This window comes from Cohnella abietis (assembly GCF_004295585.1).
In the GTDB taxonomy this organism is placed as follows: domain Bacteria; phylum Bacillota; class Bacilli; order Paenibacillales; family Paenibacillaceae; genus Cohnella; species Cohnella abietis.
Genome location: NZ_AP019400.1, coordinates 3,674,126 through 3,694,588, shown reverse-complemented (window position 1 = coordinate 3,694,588; position 20,463 = coordinate 3,674,126). Strand labels below are relative to the sequence as shown.

Here is a 20,463-nt window from a genome sequence, read left to right as displayed (position 1 = left end):
TTCCGCTTGATCATCAAAAAATTTAAGCCCCACGCCATGATTCGTTAGTTAATACCGGGTGAGAAAGACCGGCGTGTCATATATCTTGCGCTTACTGAGGAAGGTGTGGAGACATGTGACAGGATGGAGGATAAGAAGCATGCGCTTATTTTCAAGTATATCGAGCGTTTTAAAAGAGCAAGAAGCCATTTACTTTTATAAAAACTAAAGGAAATGATGAATCCTTATTTTAACTTTTTTTGGAGGTTGATTAGAAATGAGAATAGTATTGAAGTTTAGATGGTTAGTGCTTGCGGTTTGGCTAATTGCAGCGGTTGGACTTATGGCTACCGCACCTGGCATGCAGGATCTGGTACGAACGAAGGGGCAGATTAATGTTCCAGATGGGTACTCTTCGACCGTAGCTCGCGAATTAGAGAAGGCCATTGGGGCGAGCGATAGCTCTGGCGCCAGCAGCGGAATGCCAACCGTTCTTGTATTCCATAAGGATGGAGGGCTGTCAGCTGCAGACCTTGCAGAGGTGAAGGGCGGTATCGATAAGCTTAAGAGCGATGGGAAGTCGATCGGCGTGTTGACAGTCATTACCCATTTTGATACCAAAGAGCTGGCAGAGCAGATGGTATCCAAGGATGGCAACACCATCATTGCCCTCGTGAATGTCGAGACTGGCGACCGTGAGATCTCCGAGCTTCGCGACGGCCTATACGGGGCGATCTCGGATGTGAAAGTGGAGCATTATTATACGGGTAACTGGCTGATTTCCGAGGACGTTCTCCAAAGCTCGCAAGATGGGCTTAAGAAGACAGAATTCATTACACTTGGTTTTATTCTAGTTATTTTGTTCGTTGTATTCCGTTCGGCCCTCGCGCCGCTCGTGCCGCTTGTAGCGGTAGGATTTACGTATTTAATTTCGCAGTCCATTATTGCTTTTCTGGTCGAATACTTCGATTTCCCGTTGTCTAATTTTACGCAGATCTTTTTGGTCGCCGTATTGTTCGGAATAGGAACCGATTATTGCATTCTGCTCATCAGCCGCTTTAAGGAAGAGCTTAGCCATAGTGGCGGTGATAAGACGGAAGCGATCGTCAATACGTACCGTACAGCAGGAAGAACCGTATTGTTCTCTGGATTAGCTGTATTGGTCGGTTTTTCGGCTATTGGCTTCTCTACCTTTATGCTTTATCGCTCGGCTGTTGCCGTTGCGGTCGGCGTAGCTATTTTGCTCATCGCTTTGTTTACGATTGTACCGTTCTTTATGGCAGTGCTCGGAACAAAGCTGTTTTGGCCGGCAAAAGGTTCTTTGGAACATAAGCCAAGCAAGCTATGGGGAACGGTCGGCAAGTTTTCCTTGAAACGTCCATTATGGGCGCTCATTATATTAGCCGTCATTATTGTTCCGTTCTTAACAGCTTACAAAGGTACGATCTCTTTTAACTCGTTAGATGAGATTGGCGATAAATACGATTCGGTTAAAGCTTTTAACATCATATCAGACAGCTTCGGCCCTGGGGATTCACTTCCGACAACCGTAATTGTCAAAACCAACAAGCCGCTGGATACGCCTGAGGGGCTTGCTACATTGGAGCAAGTAAGCCGAGAGTTGGCAAATACGCAAGGCGTAAAAGCAGTGCGCAGCGCTACTCGTCCTACAGGCGAGGTTATGGAGCAGTTTCTTGTCTCCGATCAAGTGGTGATTTTGGAGGATGGTCTTGGCAAAAGTGGCGAAGGCATAGAAAAAATTCGGAATGGGCTATCAGAAGCAAGCAGCGCTCTGAATGAAAATGCGCCAAAATTGAATGAGGCCGTAGATGGTGCCGGGCAGCTCGTGGTTGGTGCAAATAAACTGAAAGATGGTATTGTGCAGCTTGGTGATGGTTTGAAACGCATCCAGCAAGGCTTGAAGGACGGCTCGGTTGGTGCTGGCGAGCTTAGCGAGGGAATGAAGCAAGCGCAGACCAGTGCCGAGCAGTTGGCAGGCGCAAGCAAGCAGCTGCAGGCCAGCTATGCAAAGCTGGGCGGAGGTCTTGGACAATTGGCACGTGCTTATACAGCCATTGCATCGGAGCAAGCGAAGCTTGCGGATGGTTTGTCAGGCGTCAAGCAAGGACTAACTGGTCTTCAAGAGAGCTACCCAGAGCTGCAAAATGATGAAAACTACAAGCAAGCACTAAGCACACTGGCTCAACTGCAAGCGGGAGCTTCAGGTATTAGCGGTCAATTGAAACAGCTGAACGCGCAGCTTGTCGGAATTTCTTCAGGCATGACGAAGGCCAATGCAGGCTTCTTACATGCAGCAGAAGGCCAGTCGTCACTGGTTGCTGGCCTTGGTAAGCTGGCAGCTGCACTGTCCGAGCTGCAAAAAGGGATTGCACAGGCCGCTACAGGCCAAGGACAAATCGTCTCTCAGCTACCAAGCCTAACACAAGGATTTAACGAGCTGACAGATGGCCAGAAAGAACTGCGGGGGGGATTTGCTTCACTTAACGATCAGCTTGGCGAGCTTACAAGCGGCCTTGATCAGAGCGTAGCTGGCTTGACTCAGGTAACAGATGGACTCGCTTTGGCAGGGGGTTACCTAAATGGTCTTGCCGGATCGCCGAATAAACAAATGACAGGCTGGTACATCCCGGAAGAAGCCATTGCAAATGAGGAATTCCAAACGGCGCTTAATGTGTATATGTCGGAGGATCGTCAAACGGCTAAATTCGATGTCGTATTTGATAGCAACCCGTATTCCCAAGAAACAATGGCGCAAATCGACGGTCTTGAATCGGCTGTGAATCGTGCAATTCAAGGCTCCGCATATAGCGAGTCACAGGTGGCCATTGGTGGCATAACGAGCATGAACAACGATTTGAGCAACATATCGAAAGCAGATTATTCGCGTACGGTTATCTTGATGTTGATCGGAATATCGATTATTTTGATCATTTTATTCCGTTCAATCGTCATGCCATTGTATATGATAGCTTCACTGCTGGTTACCTATTATACTTCGATGGCGATTGCAGAGGTCATATTTGTTCGGTTGTTAGGCCAATCGGGCATCAGTTGGGCGGTTCCGTTCTTCGGCTTCGTCATGCTGGTAGCGCTCGGCATCGATTATAGTATCTTCCTGATGGATCGGTTCAAGGAGTACCGCCATCTCTCGCCGCAGGAAGCTATTCTTGAAGCAATGAAAAACATGGGGACAGTCATTATGTCTGCAGCGGTCATTCTAGGAGGTACGTTTGCCGCGATGCTACCTTCTGGCGTAATGTCGCTCCTACAAATTGCGACTATCGTACTTTGTGGACTGTTTATGTATGCTTTGCTCATGCTGCCACTATTTATTCCAGTTATGGTCCGTACGTTCGGGCCAGCCAACTGGTGGCCTTTCATGGGCCGCAGGCCGAATGAGGAGCAATAGAGCCGTGCACGCGGCGAGCATCAGTTGAAGGGGCAGCATGTCTCCCATAATTCCACGCACTAAATAAATCGAAAAAAGGGTTACCTAGGGCATGTATCTACACTGGTACCCATAGACTGGACACTTAGAAAAAAGGGTCCAGTCTATGGGTACCTCTTTGTATACTGGAGTAGGCAACGGAGGGGATTACATTATGAGCAAGAAACGGTTTACGGAAGCATTCTGCCTGGGTCTATAATGGCTTCTGGATCTGATGCATAACATTATTGACTATTTCCTAGTTTCAATCTAAACTGTAGCTAGTTTCAATATTAGGGGGATGTATCAAGTGTCTGCAGTTGTTCTTAGCTAGTTAATTGCATTAGGTTTATTCCATTTGAATTTCAGGATCCGCTTATTTAAGTGGTTTATTTCTTTATGAAATAAATGGAATAACCCTGCAATAGTTAAGAACATGGGACATCGACTACTTCTAGTTGACTGCGGAACCGTGCTCTCATGCGCGGATTTTTTACATTTTTCCCCAATTGTCAAAGATTCATTTGTTTTGGCAATTGTTTGAATTGGGACATCATGTTATCCGTTAGTTAATTCCTTATGGGGCAGAAGATGAACAATATGTTCATTTTCTGCCCTTTCTTTGCTTTAAAAAATAACCAAAAATAAATAGATTGGTAGGTAGATTAATTTGGAACATAATATGATCATAATTGCTCAAGGTTTAGCCGAACTACTTCAACGCGGAAAGGTAAGTCATTTAGAGAAGGGGTATATGACAGATGCTGAACGTGGGTGGTCGGGTGCTGAAGTACGTCGTATAGAGGTTACTTACGAAAATGGTCAAAAGGAGAGCGTGATATTTAAAGAAGCCGCTCTAAAAGAACGTATGGCGATGAAAACGTTAACTGATCAGGGTCATCGAAACACGCCCGCCTCTTTTTCACTCGATATAGAAACAGATGAGCCTAGATGGATGGCGATAGAAGATTTGGGAAGTGTTAAATCTCCTCCGTCTTGCGTAGATTGGTCTCCAAGGGTTGCGGAGGCATTAGCTAGAATCCATTCACGTAATATGTGTAGAGGTCAGGAGATGCTCTGGCTCCCCCATGCTGACGGTCATTATTGGAAAGATTATTTGGTGACGCAAGTTTCTGTGGACCATTTTGAAACGCTTATGGATCAGAATCCCGAATTTTGCAGGGAGTTTGGTGCATATCTGCCATCACTGCGGGACAAAGCCAACGCTTTTGCACGTGATATGGAGGCTTTGTACGATGAGAAGGAAAGCCTGACTCTTACGCATGGAGATTTGCAGTCGGTAGATGGTTCCCACATACATTATTATAATGGAAAACCATATTTTATTGATTTCGGGTGGTGCTATTATGCGCCTTTTTATATTGACCTGGCCAGTTATTTTAACCTTGAGCATGCCAAAGTTTATTACAACAAATTAATTGCAAACGATATATCACTTAGTTATGATGATTTTTATGAAAGATTGAGGGCTGCATTTCGTTACTGTGGCTTGATATATTTATGCCCCAGTATTAGACAATGGTCTCTCGGGCCTACTGAACTAACGGGTAAACGTTTGCTTCATATGTTGAAGATTGTACTTTCAGGAGAATTCCCTGAGCGTAGGATTGATTACTCTAGCGAGCTTTTCTCAAATCTGCTCAAGGAACATAAGAACGGCACACTTCATAAGCTCAATTAAATTAGTTCATCATATGAGAAAGTTACTAATATACTTCTTTAAACTGGGTAAATAACTGAGAAATAATTTAGAGACCACCCAACTTTAAGCCTTCATAAAACCTTTGTATTGTATGCAAAGCTGAGTGCAAAGATGATTGAGTAGAGACTTGAATGTGGACGCGTATGAATCGCGTCCATGTTTTTATCTGAACTAATATATGGAGCGCTGTCAAGAAAGTAGACATTGCAATAAACGCATGTGGGCCAACAAAGATCTTCCTGAAGCAAAATTGGTTTTAGAGAATGAGCAGGATAGTTCAATTCCATGGCGAATAACCTTTGTCATGTTATTACGAATTTCTTAAACCAGTTGAGAATTGATCAAAAACAAAGGTGGGCCTTTTATGGGGAAAAACATCTATAAGATCTTAGGGACTATTTTCATGATTACAAGTGGATTGATTTATACCACCGAAAGAATTATTGAAAAACTATCCGGTGCAATACATGCTGCTGGATTTGCTTCGCATGGGGCGTCAGTGCCAAGAACCTTTAACTATGATGGCTTTTTTGATAATTTTTTTTTCTGGTTCTTTTTCTTAATAGGTTTTTTAATACTTTCCTATGGATTTACAAAAACAACAAGTAAGTTAGAAACTGATCAATTAAAAAAATAGGAGGTGAAAAGCCACTCCAGTGGGTAATACTAGAATTTCTCCTTTTAATTCTTGCTCCCTGAATCCAAAGAGATAGGGATTTTGATTGAATCGACGCCTATCGACCTTACACCGCCTTTTGTACTGGAACCAACGGCAACCCCAATGATGAAAGATTCCGAAGGTAATATTGCTTTGCGATCGGGAACTAGATCAATTATTACCGTTCCAGTTCCTCCGCCTGCTGGGTTTCCCACATATGTTACACCGACTTCAACCTGATTTCTCCAATCATCACCTAGGCTGCTCATATCACGATCGGAAGCATATGGTTGTAGTGATGTTTTTTGATTCTCAGGGTAACTACTTAGAATATTGGCGATATACCATTTCTTCGGGATGTAAATAGTCATTCCGCCGAAATCTTTAGGATCAATTTCAAACGACGTAACAATTCGCATGCGCTTGGCCATTGCCTTATCGCCCCATACAAAAATTGATCCTTTTGCTGACGTGTTTTGTTGTGCAGTTTGGGACTTGACGCTAAATTGCTTAGTGACCACAACACCATCATTCACTACAATGTAATCAGAAAGTTTCTCGTGAGTAAGGAAGCGATACAATATTATGATAGCCACGACAATTATAACCGTAGAGCACATAACCAAAATCTTTTTAGACGATCTCAGAATGATCCCTCCAATACAATTTTTACCATTCATCTTCATTGTAGCAGGTATGGTCACTTTAATAATTATATATGTCGATATTGATTTCGATTCGAATTAACCAATGGAGGAAATGGACTAGAAGGATGGAAGGAACAATGGTAGAATTGCTTCAAGAGTCGACACCGTCCGAGTTTACTAGGGAGTATGTATATGAGATCGGAATCTACTAAATTTTCAATGAAAATAATGACCATTTGTTTAGCCATATTGCTTTGTACCGCATTCGTATTCGTCATTTACTTTCAGGATGCGAACAAATCCAAAGATGATATCAGTATGGAGATTCTACAAGACAATTCAGGAAACATGACCTTGTCCGATGTTAAAGTCAGCGATCAATTCGTAGCTTTGCCTGGAAACTATTCCAAGGTTGGCTATTCCCCGGACCGATTATGGTTCAAAATAAAACTAAACCAGTATAACGCGGATGAAATTAATTACCTTACAATAAATAACCCTCTTTTTGAAGATGCAACGATTTACCTCCCGACAAGTAATGATTACGAAATAAAGCACTTCGGGTTCGCGTATAAGAGCGATTCCGATGAGATCGGCTATGTCTACCCCGCATTCAAAATCCCGTCTCATTTTGATAATAACCAGTACATATACATGACAAGCAAGTCGATATACGGACAAAACTTTATTGTTCAAGTCGTAAATGATGATCACTTCAGAAAGACAAGCATGATTAATGTCTGGGCAGGGGGCATCTTACTCGGCGTTTTGGCGGCATTGTTTTTTTATCATTTGGTCATGGGCATAGCCATAAAAAACAAAACTTTTATTAAATTCTGCTTTTTTGTTTTCGCCACCTTGTTATGGAACGCAGCAACGACGGGACTCTTAAACATCACCGGCTTCAAGTACGCATATTGGATTGCGGATTACTCCGCGGGCATCGGCATTCTCATGTCGCTTGCCATCGTCATTTTTATGAGAGCGATTTTTCAGACCCAAACAAGATTCCCAAAGATCGATTTTTGTTTTAAGCTGCTCATCGTTTACTTCCCCATCACTTTATTGGTGTTTTTTTTCATCAATAATAAGGTAGGAGCATTTGGTGCAGGCGCATCATCTATGGTGTACGTATTATACTTTATGATTATGGTTAAAGGGATAAGCAACAAAATGATTCGTTCTCCTCAACTCATAACGGCATGGCTCTTATGTTTTATGTCGGTAATCCTGTATTATTTGATGGTTTTCGGAGTGCTGCCTCAAAGCTACATTATGATTTATTACTTATTTTTTCTTTCTTGTGTGTCCGCTATCGCCTTTGCCCTGTCTCTCGCAGAAATCATTAATCATTTAAATGAAGAGAAGCAACGTAATCAAATTCTATTTGAAAATTCCGAAATTCAATCCAGGCAGTTTGAGCTTGCTTTCATAAGGGCACAAATGGATCCGCATTTTGTTCACAATACCTTGAATGTGATAGAAGGGGTTATTGCTGAAAATAAAGAAAAAGCGGGAAGCTTGGTTAACGATTTATCCCATTATCTCAGAAATATATTCGATTACAGCAATTCGGAAAGATATATTTCTATCCATGAGGAGCTGGATGCAGTCAAGTTTTATGTTCGCATTGAGCAAGCCCGGTTCCCTGGCAAAATATATGTAAACTATGAAATTGATCCAGGCATTCAGTTGAAGGTGCCGCGCTTTGTTATTCAACCCTTGGTAGAAAATGCGATTAAACACGGTATACGTAAAAGGAAAATTGCAGGAACAGTCACGATCAGGGTTAAAGAGCTTGAACAAGGCTACTTGATAGCGGTAGAAGACGACGGCGTCGGCATTGAAAGCGCGGACAAATATAATCTGCTTGAATACTCGCCCAACAAAGGCATTGGGCTTGCCAGTATAAACGCGCGGCTTAAGGCCGAGTATGGAACGCAGCTTCAAATCGACAGCGAGAAGGGTAAAGGGACTACGGTTCGTTTTGACGTACCCATTAAGGAGCAACCATGAAAGTTATTATTGTAGACGACGAATATTATGCGCTGCGAAATTTGAAAAACAAGTTGGAGAAAATTGCGGATGTCGAAGTCGTTGCGATGTATGAGGATCCTGCAACAGCCTTGGAAGAAGTGAGCAGCATACAGCCCGACCTTGCTTTTCTGGATATCGAAATGCCGGAGATCGATGGCATAAGCTTGTTGGGAAGGATGTTTAAAAAAAGACCGGAAATGGATTTTGTTTTCACTAGTGCTCACCATGCCTATGTATCGGACACTCTTGAAACAAAAGCGTTGGATTTTCTCGTTAAGCCGGTGAAGTACGAACAGCTTTATGTCACATTGGAAAAAATAAAGAAGATTAGAAGCAAAAGCAGCGTGGGACACAAAATTGAGATGAAGTGCTTTGGCGATTTTTCCGTATTGATCGACGGGAAATTGATAGACGACAATTGGCGAACCAAAAAAACGGAAGAGCTTCTTGCCTATTTGTTATGTATGAACGGCATGTACGTGTCCAGAGAACGAATCATTCATGACTTGTGGCCCGATTTGGAGATGGATAGAGGTTATGCAAACTTATATACGACGCAATATAACTTAAAGAAGCGATTCGAAGCTTTTGGAATCCAACATTTGATCAAGAGCAGACTCGGGAACATTTGGCTCAACATCCAAGACATTAAAGTGGATTTGTTGGAGTTCAATCATTTCAGTAATAGTTATAATGAAGATAAGAGTAAAATGGAAATCCTAGAGCAAATGGTGGAGCTGTACAGAGGGATGTTATTTGAAAATAAGCTTTATTCATGGACGTTAAGTATACAGCAATCCTACGAGGTAAGCTTCGACAATGCGTTAAATACTTTGATCCTGTTTTATAGGGAACGCGGCGATGAGAAAAAAGCCAGGTACTATGAAATGAAAAAAAATGCTCTGAACCAATAGTGTTCGGAAAACAAAATCGAAAATAAAATCGCCCGCATGCTGTGAGCAGCTGCGGGCGATTTTATTGTTACGTGCCATGATAGGCTATGAACTTACTGTACGACAAAGGTATACGTCTTCTGAGTGCCGTCCTGTGCGGTTACGATTAGCGTGTCTCCGCTTTTCATAGAATATCCGTGTGAAATTTCTGTGTTGTTCTGGTCATAGACCTTATAGCTTCCATTTGGCGGTGCAGTTATAGCCAGAGTCATGCCATAAGTATACAGAGGCACGGTAATCGTCCTTGCGACCAGCTCAATGTGATAGCTGGGCGATGTCGATGTCACTGTAACGTCGTTGTACAGAATATGATAATCCGCGGTAGACAAATTTTGAGCGGTAACGCGTACGATCATACTTGTAGTGATATCGGACGTCTGATCGGTTACTGGCGCCAAGGCTTGATCCAATACTTGGGCGGTAGCGTTCGGGGATACCGTTAACCCGCTCAACAATTGACCTACGGTCAGGGTGCTCGGAGCCGAAAGGCTAATCCCGGTTACTTTCCCGTTCGCATTGGACAGAACCGACTTGGCGTCGCTAAGCACTGGTACAGGCGTTGATGGCGGTGACGGGCAATTCCATTGTGCGGAATAGGAAACGTCTTGGGCCGGCATTGTGATTGCTAGCGCTGGCGACCAACCTGTTAAAGTACAGCCTGACCTCGTTACGGTTGGCGCCTGTATGGCAGCACCGAACTGAACTCGATCCGTAGAACCGCCAGTGCCTCCGTTTGCATCAAACTTCAAATTGTAGCTGTTGCGCGTGTAATAACGCACGATCGTGAGGCTTCCATCGGCTGCAATCGTACTCGATGCCAATGCTTTACCGCTGCTGTCATAGGCTGTGCTATGGTCATAGGTAAAGCCGGGATAAGGCTGGATCGCTGGCGCCGCAGACGCGCCGGTTGTCCCTTGATAACTTCCCGTGTCAGCTTCAACGTAAAGCGAAGTGCTTCCGACACCTTGCAGCCTGTTCGAAACAAGGTAAGGCGTATCGGTACGTACCTTCCAGGTCGCTGTGTAAGTGGTGTCGCTTGACGGCATTGTGCTTGGAATGGCCTGTGACCAGCCCGCAAAGGTATAGCCGGGTTTGGTGAAAATCGGCAATGCACTGTCGGGCAACTTCGAGAAGCTTCTGGCCGAATACACGATCGAGGTTCCACCCGGATCGGCATAGAAAGTCATCTTGCGCGTGGTAGGCAGGTATTCGTAGCTCAGTTTCGATAACCCGGTTCCAAATATTGTAATGGTTCGTGTTGGCGGTGTATCATAGCCTTCGATTGGGATCGGTACCGGTGAAACGGAAGCGCCTGCCGTTCCGGAAAAGGTATTTTTTTTCTTGGTGGTGCGGTTCCCTGTATTGGGATCAACCGTAATGTAATCGACCAAGTAGGGTATATTTTTGTGCGGTGTCCATTGCGCATATAACGTTATATTCCCTGCTGGCATGAGGGCGGGAATGATATAAGGTTTCGTTCCTTCAGGATCCAAAGACCAACCCTTGAATGTAAATCCAGTTACTTTGGGCACGTTTGTTAATCTTTTTTCTTTTGTGGTTGATGCGTTGACCTGCAGTACAACCCGCCCGAAATTGTACAACTGAATTTCGTCTGATATTGGAACATTAGGAATCAAGGTAATAGCGCTGTATCCGCGCTTGTACCAGGTCAAATTAATATTGCGCGAGAAGGGAAGGGAATTTAAACCCGTCGTTGATCCCTTCCACGTTACGGTCATCGTGCTGGTGAGAATTTCATCCGCGGCTGTCGGCGATACGGTTACACGGAAGGTCTTCGGATCGTAAGTAAACTTATTGTTATCAAAATTGAGGGTGTAATTCTGTAGAAGATCTTTACCTGTAATGATTTCGCCCGTTACCAGATTCAAATCGTTCAGTTTCAAGGCGTCCAAGATGGATGGGAAAACTGTCGCCTCCATGGCGAAAAAGGAAGGTGCATCTTTTTGCTCATAGGCGAAGCCGATGAAATGGCCATTCGGCGTACCGGCTCTATAGAGCGGCCAGTACTCACTAAAAAAGCGGTCGGAATACGAGTATGACCCGCCGAAGATTTGCGCCCCCCATTCTGCCTCCGCATACATGCCGATCTCCAGTAACAGCGCGCCTAACGTTTTTGTCGGCGCCGAGGATGACTTTTCGTAATAGAAATACCCGTAGAGCTGGAGATAGGCGCCGCCCTCTGCCGTGATTCCGATACTGTTCAAATCGATATGAAACAAACCAGCCGCCAGCTCGAGACGAATTCCGGCCTTCAGCCCTAGAGTTCCCATCACATAGAAATAGAAGTTATAAGTGCCGTCGCCCGGCAAATCCACAGTGCCAAAAGAAGGCGAGCCTTCGCTGAGTTTAAAGCTGGCGGTATACCTCTTCGCGGATTCATAGCTGAAGCCGATCCCTAATGCAATATTCGGATTCATGCTGATGACAAAATTCCCTTTAAAGTTGATATGAAGAAGACCCAATAACAGGCGTTGGTCGTATTCGAAGATTTCTTTTTCTACGAGATCAACCCAATCCGTCTCGTTCTCCAGCATAGCTTGATAGCTTTCCACCAACGTATTGGCGTTTACCTTGGCCGGAGAGGAAGGAGTCTGCTCCAGAACTGCTTTCAGCTGCGCCTTGATGTCTACTTTATTTTTGGCAGTATCCCAGATATTCGTCCAGCGATCTCGTGGAGTATTCGCTGCCACGGTGCCGATCTGTGCAGACGCGTCAATGCTCGTAAACGTTAAGGCGTCCAGGTTGGCGCTGGCTTGATAGTCCTTGGGATACGGGAGATCGAAAAGTCCCAGATCGATATATCCCCAAACCGTATTGCCGTTTACACCCACGCTCAAGGAGATTTCTTCCGTAAATGCAGAGCTCATATGGATAAGGATATCATTGTCCGCGCCTGTCGAAACTTGAATATCGCTTGAAACTGCGAGATTCAGACGCAAACCGGACTTTTTCTCAAAATGGGATAACTTCGTGCCTATGTCTGCAGAAACCTTCAAGTTGTGTAGGGTGACTTCCGCATTCTCTTCTCCCGGCTTCGCGGAGAGGATGTGGACTTCCGATTTTTTGTCTTTCTGCATGGCCGTTGAGGCGTTGGCTGCGATCAACTCTTTGAAGCTGTCGGTTTGCAAAGCGGCAGTTGATAAATAGTTTGCAGCTTGATCGGCAAATCCGCTTGCTAGCGCTTGCTGTTTGATTTGATCCTCCAAAGAGGCGATATCAGATTCCGACAACAGATCGGCTCCGTTAATCGCTTCCTGCTTATAGAAATCCAGGGCGTGAGTGATGTCATCTTGTGTGGCATCGGTATATGCAATTACATAATTATTGCCCAAGTTGGAGACGGACGTCACTTTTCCGTAGCCTGATGAGGCTCCCGTACGCATATTAACGAGCGCGAGGAAGTCCCCGACTCTGGCAACGGTAGCGGCGTTAAGACCCATAGGCGCAAATTTGGCGTCGGAATAATCCATCGAAGATGGAGCGACCGTGATGGAGCGGTTCGTCCTGTCCCCGTCGGTGTCCGACGCAGGGTCGACCGGCAGCACGTGCGGTTTAAGCAGGACGTTCATCGGGTCCGCGCTGGTGTAGGAATAGATATTCCCGTTAATCGATGTGATCGCTACATAGGCGATATCGCCATCATCGGAAGTACTCAAAGTGCGCAGATCGGGACGAGTCCCTTCATATACGGAGACGGTATCGCCCACCTTTAAACGAGTATTTCCGTCATAGCGAAAGGTTCCGCTCACAGCAGGGGCCGGGTTCGGACCTGATCCGCCTCCAACGTTCGCGCTCATTACAGCGATTGAAGGGGAAGCAACGGCTGCGCCATTCAGGCTCATCTGAGAGATATCGGAAAACTTCAAATAAATCATGTAAGGATTTAGAGGCAGCCGCATGACCTCTTTTTTGGCAATACTAAAAATATAATTTCTGGTCGTTGCGTCTTTGCCAGTAAAAGCAAGACTTGTATCCTTCAAAGTGATTTGATAGGTGCTGCCCTCTTCGAATGCACCGCTTTTTGCAGCTACAGTAAAGCTGCCCTTCGAGCCGGTTACCACAATTCCTGTAAAATCAGGATTGGACGGAGATTTGAAGGTCATGCCGGCTTGAACGGCTGCCGCCGTCATTTTTCCTGTAGAATCTTTCACGGCGATCCGAAAGTTCGACGCCTGGTCCATTGCGTATGCATTCGGAGTGAAGATCACTGCATCATCGGACGATGCAATATAATGGGCATACAAGGTCATGTCGCTCTTAACGGAATCACCATTCATGACCGGTTGCGTAAAAGCACGATCCTTATACCAGCCATTGAAAATGGAGCCTTGCTTGAAGGCGAGCGGAAGCTGATTAAGCGATTCGCCTCGCTTCAGACTCAGGCTGTCGATCGGCGAGCCGCCGTTTGGGTTAAAAGTAACCGTATAGGTTGTGCCGTCGCTGGACCTCGCGACTTTGTCCGTACGCATAAAAATCACGGCCGCTTCAGCGCGAGTCGCCTTTGCATGCGGTTGGAAATTGCCGTTTGCATCCCCGCCAAACAAGCCGACCTGCCAAAGCTTACCCGCAGCATCAACCGCCCATGGAGAAATATCGGATACGTCTTTAGGCTTGGTTGTCAGGCTGGTTGTCTGATAAGGGATACTATTGCTTTCAAAATATTTGAATATCAGCATTGCCATCTGTTCTCTCGAAATAGCGGCGTCCGGCGAGAAGCGATTGCTGCCGGTCCCGCTTGCAATGCCGCTTTCGGTTGCCCATTGCACATAAGGCGCATACCAAGCGCCCGTCTGCACATCTGTAAATGCGGAAGTTTTGTATTGACTCACATCCACTTTTGCAATTCGCCCAAGTACAGTAACAAACATGGCACGACTCATGGTTGCGTCAGGCGAAAAACGTTCTTTGCTTGTGCCGCTGAATAGACCATTCTGCTTGACAAACATGACCGCATCGTAGAACCAGGCCGAGGGTGTCACGTCTTCAAACGAGCTTTGAGGCTCAGACTGCGCAGTCGTTTGGTTTGTTGCCGCAGCTTCGACAGAAGTCGGTGAAGCAGCGTTAATCGCAGGAGTAATTGAGGTTACGAGTATACAAGACAATAGCAACAGACTTAACAGGCGTTTATACAAGTTCAATTTCCTCCTCTTAATCTTTCAATTTGCAGACAATTACCGATTTTACCAGACGGATCTAAATGGAATCTAAACAGAGTTCCGGCGAATGCGACGATCTACAACCGGCCGCCCAGACTACGAAGCTGAAAAAAGAGAGGATGAGGTCAAGGTTAAGACGTGAGTTGAGTAGAGAAAATCGTGGTATCGAAAGATAGTAAGGTAAAGCTGTGGAGGTTACAATTAAGAGTAGGTAAAGCGTGACCTTCATCAAGCAGTATGGGCAGCACTTGTTTTTTGAAGAGGGCGCCATGATTTAAATTTTTAGATACGAGGAGGTAATATTTTGAAACCTATTCTCCTAGACATCCCAGAGCAGTTTGAAACGGAGCGTCTCTTATTACGTGCTCCTTTATTTGGTGATGGAGTTATAATTAACGAGGCAATCAGGGAGTCATTTAAGACATTAAATGAGTGGTTGAATTGGGCTGACCACATTCCAGAAATCGAAGAAACTGAAGCAAACGTTCGTAAAAATCGTGCGAATTTCTTACTTCGTGAAGGTTTCATATTTTACATGCTGGAAAAAGCCTCTGGAGTATTTATTGGAACCTGTGGTCTAGTCAGAATAGATTGGAATGTGCGTAAATTCGAAATCGGTTACTGGATAAGGAATTCTGCATCTGGACACGGCTATATGACCGAAGCAGTAAATGGATTGACTGAATATGCATTCAATTACTTTGATGCTAATCGCATCGAGATACTCTGTGATACGAAAAATACTGCAAGCCGTATGGTTGCTGAACGATGTGGATTCCATCTCGAAGCTATATTAAAAAAGAACTTCATAAATCCTTTTGGTGAGCTTAGAGACGATTGTATTTATGCTAAAGTTCGTTTGGAAGACAGGATGTATGGATATCCAAATACGTAAGTTAATTGCAGAATTCCAATGATAGCCGGAGGGGCTGCGACACAATATCAATTTGGAACACGATATGTAGGAGGAGCAAATCAATGGTGGATAATGGACAGGACAAAATTAATCAATCCATAGGTAAACAGCAAAAAAATGTGATTGGGTTAATAGACACCGTTCTTGCAGATGTAACTCAAGAAATAGAGACTAGAAATTCAGGAACTATAGGTAGAGATGAGATACCTTCGGTATTACAACTTGAGTCTATATCAAATGAATTAATTAAAATGAAGAGTGTATTATCTCCAAATAACTATTTGCCGACTTATACTAGACAAATAGTAGACTCTTGGGATATTCGTTCAGTACTCGGTGATAAACTATTAGGTGTTGCACAAGAGTATAAAAAATTGAAATAATGAAAAAACCTTGTTGGGCTATATGCCTTTCAAGGTTCTTGTTTTTGTGGGGCTACCCAGTGCCGAACGAATCCATCATTTAACGGCCGTGAAATCATCTACAGTATGATGAAGAACAAAACGGAATACAGGGAGGCGAGTCCTCTAACAGAACTCAAAGCCGGAAGATATAATGGTGGTAAACTATTAGAATCTCGAATATGTGATTGCATGTTCATTGCATAATGGCTTGCTTTAAAAATTGAATGAATAATCGATGTAATGTTGGCCTTTTAATGGGAGACCCGGCAAATGTCTTGTATAACCAAGACTTTGCTGGGTTTTTATGTCTTTAACGTTTCTTTAAATTACCGTGATATAATCGAAATTCCATTAAGGGAGGGGAAACAATGGTAGACTGCCACATTTTGATCGTCGAGGACGATTTTAAAATAAGAAAGCTTATGAAATTGTATTTGGAGAAAGAGGGATACGAGGTTCTTGAAGCCGATAACGGTGAAGATGCCAGGGACATCTTTCAAAAATATGATCCCTGCTTTGTCATTACGGATTTAATGATGCCCAGATTCAGCGGAGAGGAGCTGTGCAGATGGATCCGCATGGACCTCAAAAGTGATATTCCGCTCATTATGCTGACAGCTAAGGTGGCGGAACGGGAGCGAATTGAAGGACTTGAAATGGGAGCCGATGATTACATTACCAAGCCCTTCAGCCCGCAGGAAGTGGTGACCCGTGTCAAAACTGTGCTTCGGCGGACCGCGAACCGGTGCAATAAAATCAGTTATAAAGGTCTAACCCTTAAGCATTCCCGGGGTGAAGTCAAATATAACGGCGAGCTCATAAAGCTGACACAGCATGAGTTCAAGTTGCTCTATTTCCTGATGCGAAATCCTAATCAAATTTTGTCGCGAGATCAGATTTTGGAAGAGTTGTATCCAAACTTGGAGAAGAACGTTATTGACCGCACCATAGATGTGCATATGGGCAAGCTTAGGGAGAAGATTGAGACTTCTTACGAAACGGGATGCTTCTTTGAAACGATACGTGGGAGGGGGTACCGCTTTGTCGCTTATTAGACCGTTCTTGTTATGGAAGCAGCATGTGACTTGGAAGCTGATCGTGGTTAACGCACTAGTGATGCTGATCGTGATCTGGTTGGTGGGCGTCTCGGTGAAAGATTTTGCATGCCTGCTGGTCGCAAACTATCAATTGGTCGGTGATGAGAAGAATCTCTTCTTTAACCGGACGATGCAGTTCTATTTGATTCGTGCAAGTCTACTTGCTATTGTGGTAGCCGCGGTGATCCACTTCGTATTTATTAAGCATATATTAGCCCCCTTGAAAAAGCTGAAGCAATCTACCCGCCAGCTAATGGACGGAACTTATCCGGAGCCGGTTGATGTTTCGTCGAAGGATGAAATCGGTGAACTTGCCCAGCATTTTAACGCGATGACGTTGAAGCTGAAGCAAACGGAAGATAACCGTAAACGCATGCTCGGCAATGTTTCTCATGACTTACGAACACCACTAAGCAATTTGAACGGTTATTTAGAAGCGCTCAGCAATGGGGTGATTGCCGGAGACAAGGAACTGTATTTATCCTTGCTTGAAGAGTCGCAGCATATTACGAGACTCGTTGAACAATTACATCAACTGTCCGTCTGGGAGGACCGCCAGGCGGCATCTATGGTGGAAAGCCGCTTTCAGATTGAGGAGTTGATCGGGCGAAGCGCACAATTTTTCCAATTGGAGCTGCACGAGAAACAGATTGAGCTGGATATTGCGGTGGAGCCGGAGATGATCGTGAGTGACGAGGATGGAATAAAGCAGGTCTTAACCAACTTGCTGCAGAATGCAATCAGCTACAACACAGGCAGATCGATCTGGATATCGGGCAAGGCAGAGGCTAGTAATTACCGGATCACGGTCAGTAATATTGGTGAGCCACTGCCTGAGGTACAGGAGCAAGTTTTTGAACGTTTCTTCCAGACAGATCCGACCCGACACCGTGCTCATCAGATCAAGGGAAGCGGACTGGGTCTGGCTATCGTTAAAGAAATTGCGAAGAAACTTGGAGGGAGCATAGGGGTGGACTCCTGCAATAACATTCATTCCTTCTGGATTACGATTCCCCGCAGCAGACAAGTTGCTCCGGATTAAAACAATTTAAAAGGCTGCAAGCGGCATATGCTGCTTGCAGCCTTTTTTTGAGAAAAAGAAAGGGTCAGTATTACTGATATTGCGTTTAGCTGCTTTATCATTTCTTTAAAATAGGTTGTTATTCTACTTTACGTGAAGGGAGGGTGGATGGTGCATAGTATTGAAATCGGATCATTAGTGTTGAATGGGCGGCTGGTTTTGTTCTTGATTTATGGAGCAGTAGGCTGGCTGGTACTGAAGCTGCGGTTTAAAAATTTGAAGGAAAACGATACTGTCATGGGCTATGCTTCAACGGCCTTCTTGCTGTGGCTGGCTGTATGGAAGGGGAGCTTTATTCTCTATCATCCGGTTGAATTTATTAATCAGCCGTTGTCTTTGCTTTATTTTGACGGAGGTAGGCGCGGATTATGGACGGCTGGACTCATCACAGTTCTTTACATTGCTTATCGCTCTTGGAAACGAAGATTGTCCGTGAACATATGGATCGGGTCGGGGATATGGTTTGTTCTGGGATGCTGGTTTGCTTACCATATGTTGTACCTTGTGGTGGGAGAGAAGCCGGTATGGTTTCACGCTCTCAGCGCAGCACTGGCCTTAACGTTTATCCTGTTGTTCATATTCCTACGCCTTGGCTTTAAGAGAGAACTTGGCTATAGCGTCTGGTTTCTCATCGGTCAGACCGTCTTAGGGTTCGGGGTAACGGACCGGCAATTATGGCTGCTATCATTCAGCAAACCACAACTATTGTTCGTCATAGCCGCCTTACTGATTACGGGATGGTTATGGCTGGACGACACGAAGGAGAAGGGACAAACTCATGGATAATATTACAATATTGGTTGCCTTCATAGCGGGTATGCTGTCATTTCTCTCCCCGTGTGTATTTCCGCTTATTCCTGCTTACGTCTCCCATCTGACAGGCTCCTCTTTTCAAGACGGCAAGCTTGTGGTACATCGAGGGAAGCTGGTCTATCAATCCTTGTTCTTTATTGTTGGCTTCAGCCTGATCTTTATTGCTATGGGGGCCTCTGCCAGTTTTGTTGGGCGATTCTTCGCCCAGGAGCGAGAACTGTTGCAGCGCATTAGCGGCTTGTTGATTATCGTATTCGGTCTTCAGATGGCTGGTTTATTTAATATCCGTCTGTTGATGAACGGGAAGGCATGGGAGACGAAAGGGGAGCGGAGTCGTGGAGCAATTCGTTCCTTATTGACGGGGGTAGCCTTCGGTGCAGGATGGAGTCCGTGTGTGGGTCTGGCATTATCCTCCATCTTGCTGCTGGCAGGCTCTTCGGAGACGCTGTGGAGCGGAATCGGGATGCTGGGTGTCTATTCACTCGGGCTTGGTGTACCTTTTCTATTGATTTCCTGGCTGCTGTCGTATTCGATGAAAGTGATGAAGAAAATGAACCGGTGGATGCCGCTGCTCTCCAAAATCAACGGGTGGCTGCTTATAGCAATGGGTTTATTGTTATTTACAGGACAGCTGCAAAAAATGAGCGCTTTCCTTTCCCGTTACAGCTTCTGGGATATCAATTTTTAAGATCAGGGCTCTAGTGAAAGATCAGTACTTAATAAGCAGCGCAAAAGAAAATTAAGTTAGGGAGATGTACAAATTGAAGAGGAACATAATTGTCATTCTCGTTTTACTCGGTTTGGTCGCTTATGGGGGATACGATTATTTTAGCGAATCGCCATCCAAGAAAGGGGGGATTTTACAGACGGAAGCCAGCGATGCCGGGGTAGAGGTGGGGATTGATAAAGGAAAGCTTGCTCCCGAGATCTCCCTTCATGACTTGCAAGGAAATCCCGTACGACTCTCGGACTTCCGGGGAAAGACGGTCATGATTAACTTCTGGGCGACATGGTGTCCGCCATGCCGAATTGAAATGCCGCATATGCAAAAGTTTTATGATGACTATAAGGCGGAGAATGTTGTCATCTTGGGGGTGAACATGACCTATACGGAGAAATCTAAGGATAAAATTAAGGCATATGTAGAGGGTGAGAAGCTTACGTTCCCCGTGATATTGGACCAAGTTGGAGATGTAATGCAGGACTATCAGATTATAGCATATCCCACTACATACCTGGTCGATGCTCAAGGCATCGTTCGTGAAAAGTTCCGCGGGGCTATTAATTATGAAATCATGGAAGATGCTGTTACAACCATAAAAAAGTAGCGACTTTGTACAGCAAGGTTTTATCCCATGTCCTCACTTCGCAGCAAGTATAACTGGAGAGAAACTAGGCGCGGCGGATCGATGGTTAGCTGTAGCCGGTATTATTCTTATAATAAAGGGATATGATAGAGTTAATATAATAGAGCCACCGTGTCACTGACGAAAGCCATCATGTTTATGATGGCTCTTAGTCAACCAATTT

At 44.8% G+C, this 20,463-nt stretch carries 14 protein-coding genes; 12 read left to right on the top strand and 2 right to left on the bottom strand.

From position 1 onward, the window contains the following. Window positions 1-256 precede the first annotated feature (256 nt). From KCTCHS21_RS15990 to KCTCHS21_RS15980, 3 genes are all read left to right on the top strand, one after another. Complete coding sequence (locus tag KCTCHS21_RS15990; RefSeq protein ID WP_130610237.1) at window positions 257-3,409, top strand: MMPL family transporter; 3,153 nt, start codon at window positions 257-259, stop codon at window positions 3,407-3,409. A gap of 700 nt (window positions 3,410-4,109) precedes the next feature. Further along, a complete protein-coding gene (locus tag KCTCHS21_RS15985) occupies window positions 4,110-5,129 on the top strand; it encodes an aminoglycoside phosphotransferase family protein (protein ID WP_130610234.1) in 1,020 nt (339 codons plus the stop codon). Between the two features lie 385 nt (window positions 5,130-5,514). Further along, window positions 5,515-5,787 carry a hypothetical protein gene (locus KCTCHS21_RS15980; RefSeq protein WP_130610231.1) on the top strand — a complete coding sequence of 91 codons (273 nt, stop codon included), beginning with the start codon at window positions 5,515-5,517 and terminating at the stop codon, window positions 5,785-5,787. A 44-nt stretch (window positions 5,788-5,831) separates the two neighbouring features. On the opposite strand, the gene KCTCHS21_RS15975 is transcribed toward KCTCHS21_RS15980, so the two are convergent. After that, window positions 5,832-6,488: a hypothetical protein gene (locus KCTCHS21_RS15975; protein ID WP_162309340.1), complete on the bottom strand. Its 657-nt coding sequence runs from the start codon at window positions 6,486-6,488 to the stop codon at window positions 5,832-5,834. A gap of 159 nt (window positions 6,489-6,647) precedes the next feature. Here KCTCHS21_RS15975 and KCTCHS21_RS15970 point away from each other — a divergent pair, with 159 nt between their 5' ends. Both KCTCHS21_RS15970 and KCTCHS21_RS15965 read left to right on the top strand, forming a co-directional pair. After that, entirely contained in the window at window positions 6,648-8,471 is a 1,824-nt protein-coding gene (locus KCTCHS21_RS15970) for a histidine kinase (protein WP_162309339.1), read from the top strand. Continuing rightward, the gene (locus KCTCHS21_RS15965; protein WP_130610223.1) at window positions 8,468-9,406 is read left to right on the top strand and encodes a response regulator; all 939 of its coding nucleotides are present in this window, start codon (window positions 8,468-8,470) and stop codon (window positions 9,404-9,406) included. The genes KCTCHS21_RS15970 and KCTCHS21_RS15965 overlap by 4 nt, the downstream gene beginning before the upstream one ends. A 92-nt stretch (window positions 9,407-9,498) precedes the next feature. Here KCTCHS21_RS15965 and KCTCHS21_RS15960 read toward each other — a convergent pair whose 3' ends face one another. After that, window positions 9,499-14,598 carry an S-layer homology domain-containing protein gene (locus tag KCTCHS21_RS15960; protein ID WP_130610220.1) on the bottom strand — a complete coding sequence of 1,700 codons (5,100 nt, stop codon included), beginning with the start codon at window positions 14,596-14,598 and terminating at the stop codon, window positions 9,499-9,501. Between the two features lie 328 nt (window positions 14,599-14,926). Here KCTCHS21_RS15960 and KCTCHS21_RS15955 point away from each other — a divergent pair, with 328 nt between their 5' ends. From KCTCHS21_RS15955 to KCTCHS21_RS15925, 7 genes are all read left to right on the top strand, one after another. Continuing rightward, window positions 14,927-15,517, top strand: a complete 591-nt coding sequence (locus KCTCHS21_RS15955) for a GNAT family N-acetyltransferase (protein ID WP_130610217.1) — start codon at window positions 14,927-14,929, stop codon at window positions 15,515-15,517. 83 nt (window positions 15,518-15,600) lie between these two features. Then, window positions 15,601-15,921 carry a hypothetical protein gene (locus KCTCHS21_RS15950; protein ID WP_130610214.1) on the top strand — a complete coding sequence of 107 codons (321 nt, stop codon included), beginning with the start codon at window positions 15,601-15,603 and terminating at the stop codon, window positions 15,919-15,921. Between the two features lie 389 nt (window positions 15,922-16,310). Next, window positions 16,311-16,997: a response regulator transcription factor gene (locus KCTCHS21_RS15945; protein WP_130610211.1), complete on the top strand. Its 687-nt coding sequence runs from the start codon at window positions 16,311-16,313 to the stop codon at window positions 16,995-16,997. Further along, a complete protein-coding gene (locus KCTCHS21_RS15940; RefSeq protein ID WP_162309338.1) occupies window positions 16,984-18,081 on the top strand; it encodes a sensor histidine kinase in 1,098 nt (365 codons plus the stop codon). Before KCTCHS21_RS15945 ends, KCTCHS21_RS15940 begins: the two co-directional genes overlap by 14 nt. A 147-nt stretch (window positions 18,082-18,228) precedes the next feature. Further along, on the top strand, window positions 18,229-18,906 hold the full coding sequence (locus KCTCHS21_RS15935; RefSeq protein ID WP_130610205.1) for a hypothetical protein: 678 nt from the start codon (window positions 18,229-18,231) through the stop codon (window positions 18,904-18,906). Beyond that, window positions 18,899-19,621 carry a cytochrome c biogenesis CcdA family protein gene (locus KCTCHS21_RS15930; protein WP_130610202.1) on the top strand — a complete coding sequence of 241 codons (723 nt, stop codon included), beginning with the start codon at window positions 18,899-18,901 and terminating at the stop codon, window positions 19,619-19,621. Before KCTCHS21_RS15935 ends, KCTCHS21_RS15930 begins: the two co-directional genes overlap by 8 nt. A gap of 73 nt (window positions 19,622-19,694) precedes the next feature. Further along, complete coding sequence (locus KCTCHS21_RS15925; RefSeq protein ID WP_130610199.1) at window positions 19,695-20,261, top strand: TlpA disulfide reductase family protein; 567 nt, start codon at window positions 19,695-19,697, stop codon at window positions 20,259-20,261. The last annotated feature ends 202 nt before the right edge of the window (window positions 20,262-20,463 follow it).

Excerpts from the sequence above, each read along its gene's own strand:
- KCTCHS21_RS15970 (WP_162309339.1), top strand. The coding sequence starts at position 6,648 with ATGAGATCGGAATCTACTAAATTTTCAATGAAAATAATGACCATTTGT.
- KCTCHS21_RS15990 (WP_130610237.1), top strand. The coding sequence starts at position 257 with ATGAGAATAGTATTGAAGTTTAGATGGTTAGTGCTTGCGGTTTGGCTA.
- KCTCHS21_RS15945 (WP_130610211.1), top strand. The coding sequence starts at position 16,311 with ATGGTAGACTGCCACATTTTGATCGTCGAGGACGATTTTAAAATAAGA.
- KCTCHS21_RS15930 (WP_130610202.1), top strand. The coding sequence starts at position 18,899 with ATGGATAATATTACAATATTGGTTGCCTTCATAGCGGGTATGCTGTCA.
- KCTCHS21_RS15985 (WP_130610234.1), top strand. The coding sequence starts at position 4,110 with ATGATCATAATTGCTCAAGGTTTAGCCGAACTACTTCAACGCGGAAAG.
- KCTCHS21_RS15980 (WP_130610231.1), top strand. The coding sequence starts at position 5,515 with ATGGGGAAAAACATCTATAAGATCTTAGGGACTATTTTCATGATTACA.
- KCTCHS21_RS15950 (WP_130610214.1), top strand. The coding sequence starts at position 15,601 with ATGGTGGATAATGGACAGGACAAAATTAATCAATCCATAGGTAAACAG.
- KCTCHS21_RS15935 (WP_130610205.1), top strand. The coding sequence starts at position 18,229 with ATGGTGCATAGTATTGAAATCGGATCATTAGTGTTGAATGGGCGGCTG.
- KCTCHS21_RS15975 (WP_162309340.1), bottom strand. The coding sequence starts at position 6,488 with ATGAATGGTAAAAATTGTATTGGAGGGATCATTCTGAGATCGTCTAAA.
- KCTCHS21_RS15965 (WP_130610223.1), top strand. The coding sequence starts at position 8,468 with ATGAAAGTTATTATTGTAGACGACGAATATTATGCGCTGCGAAATTTG.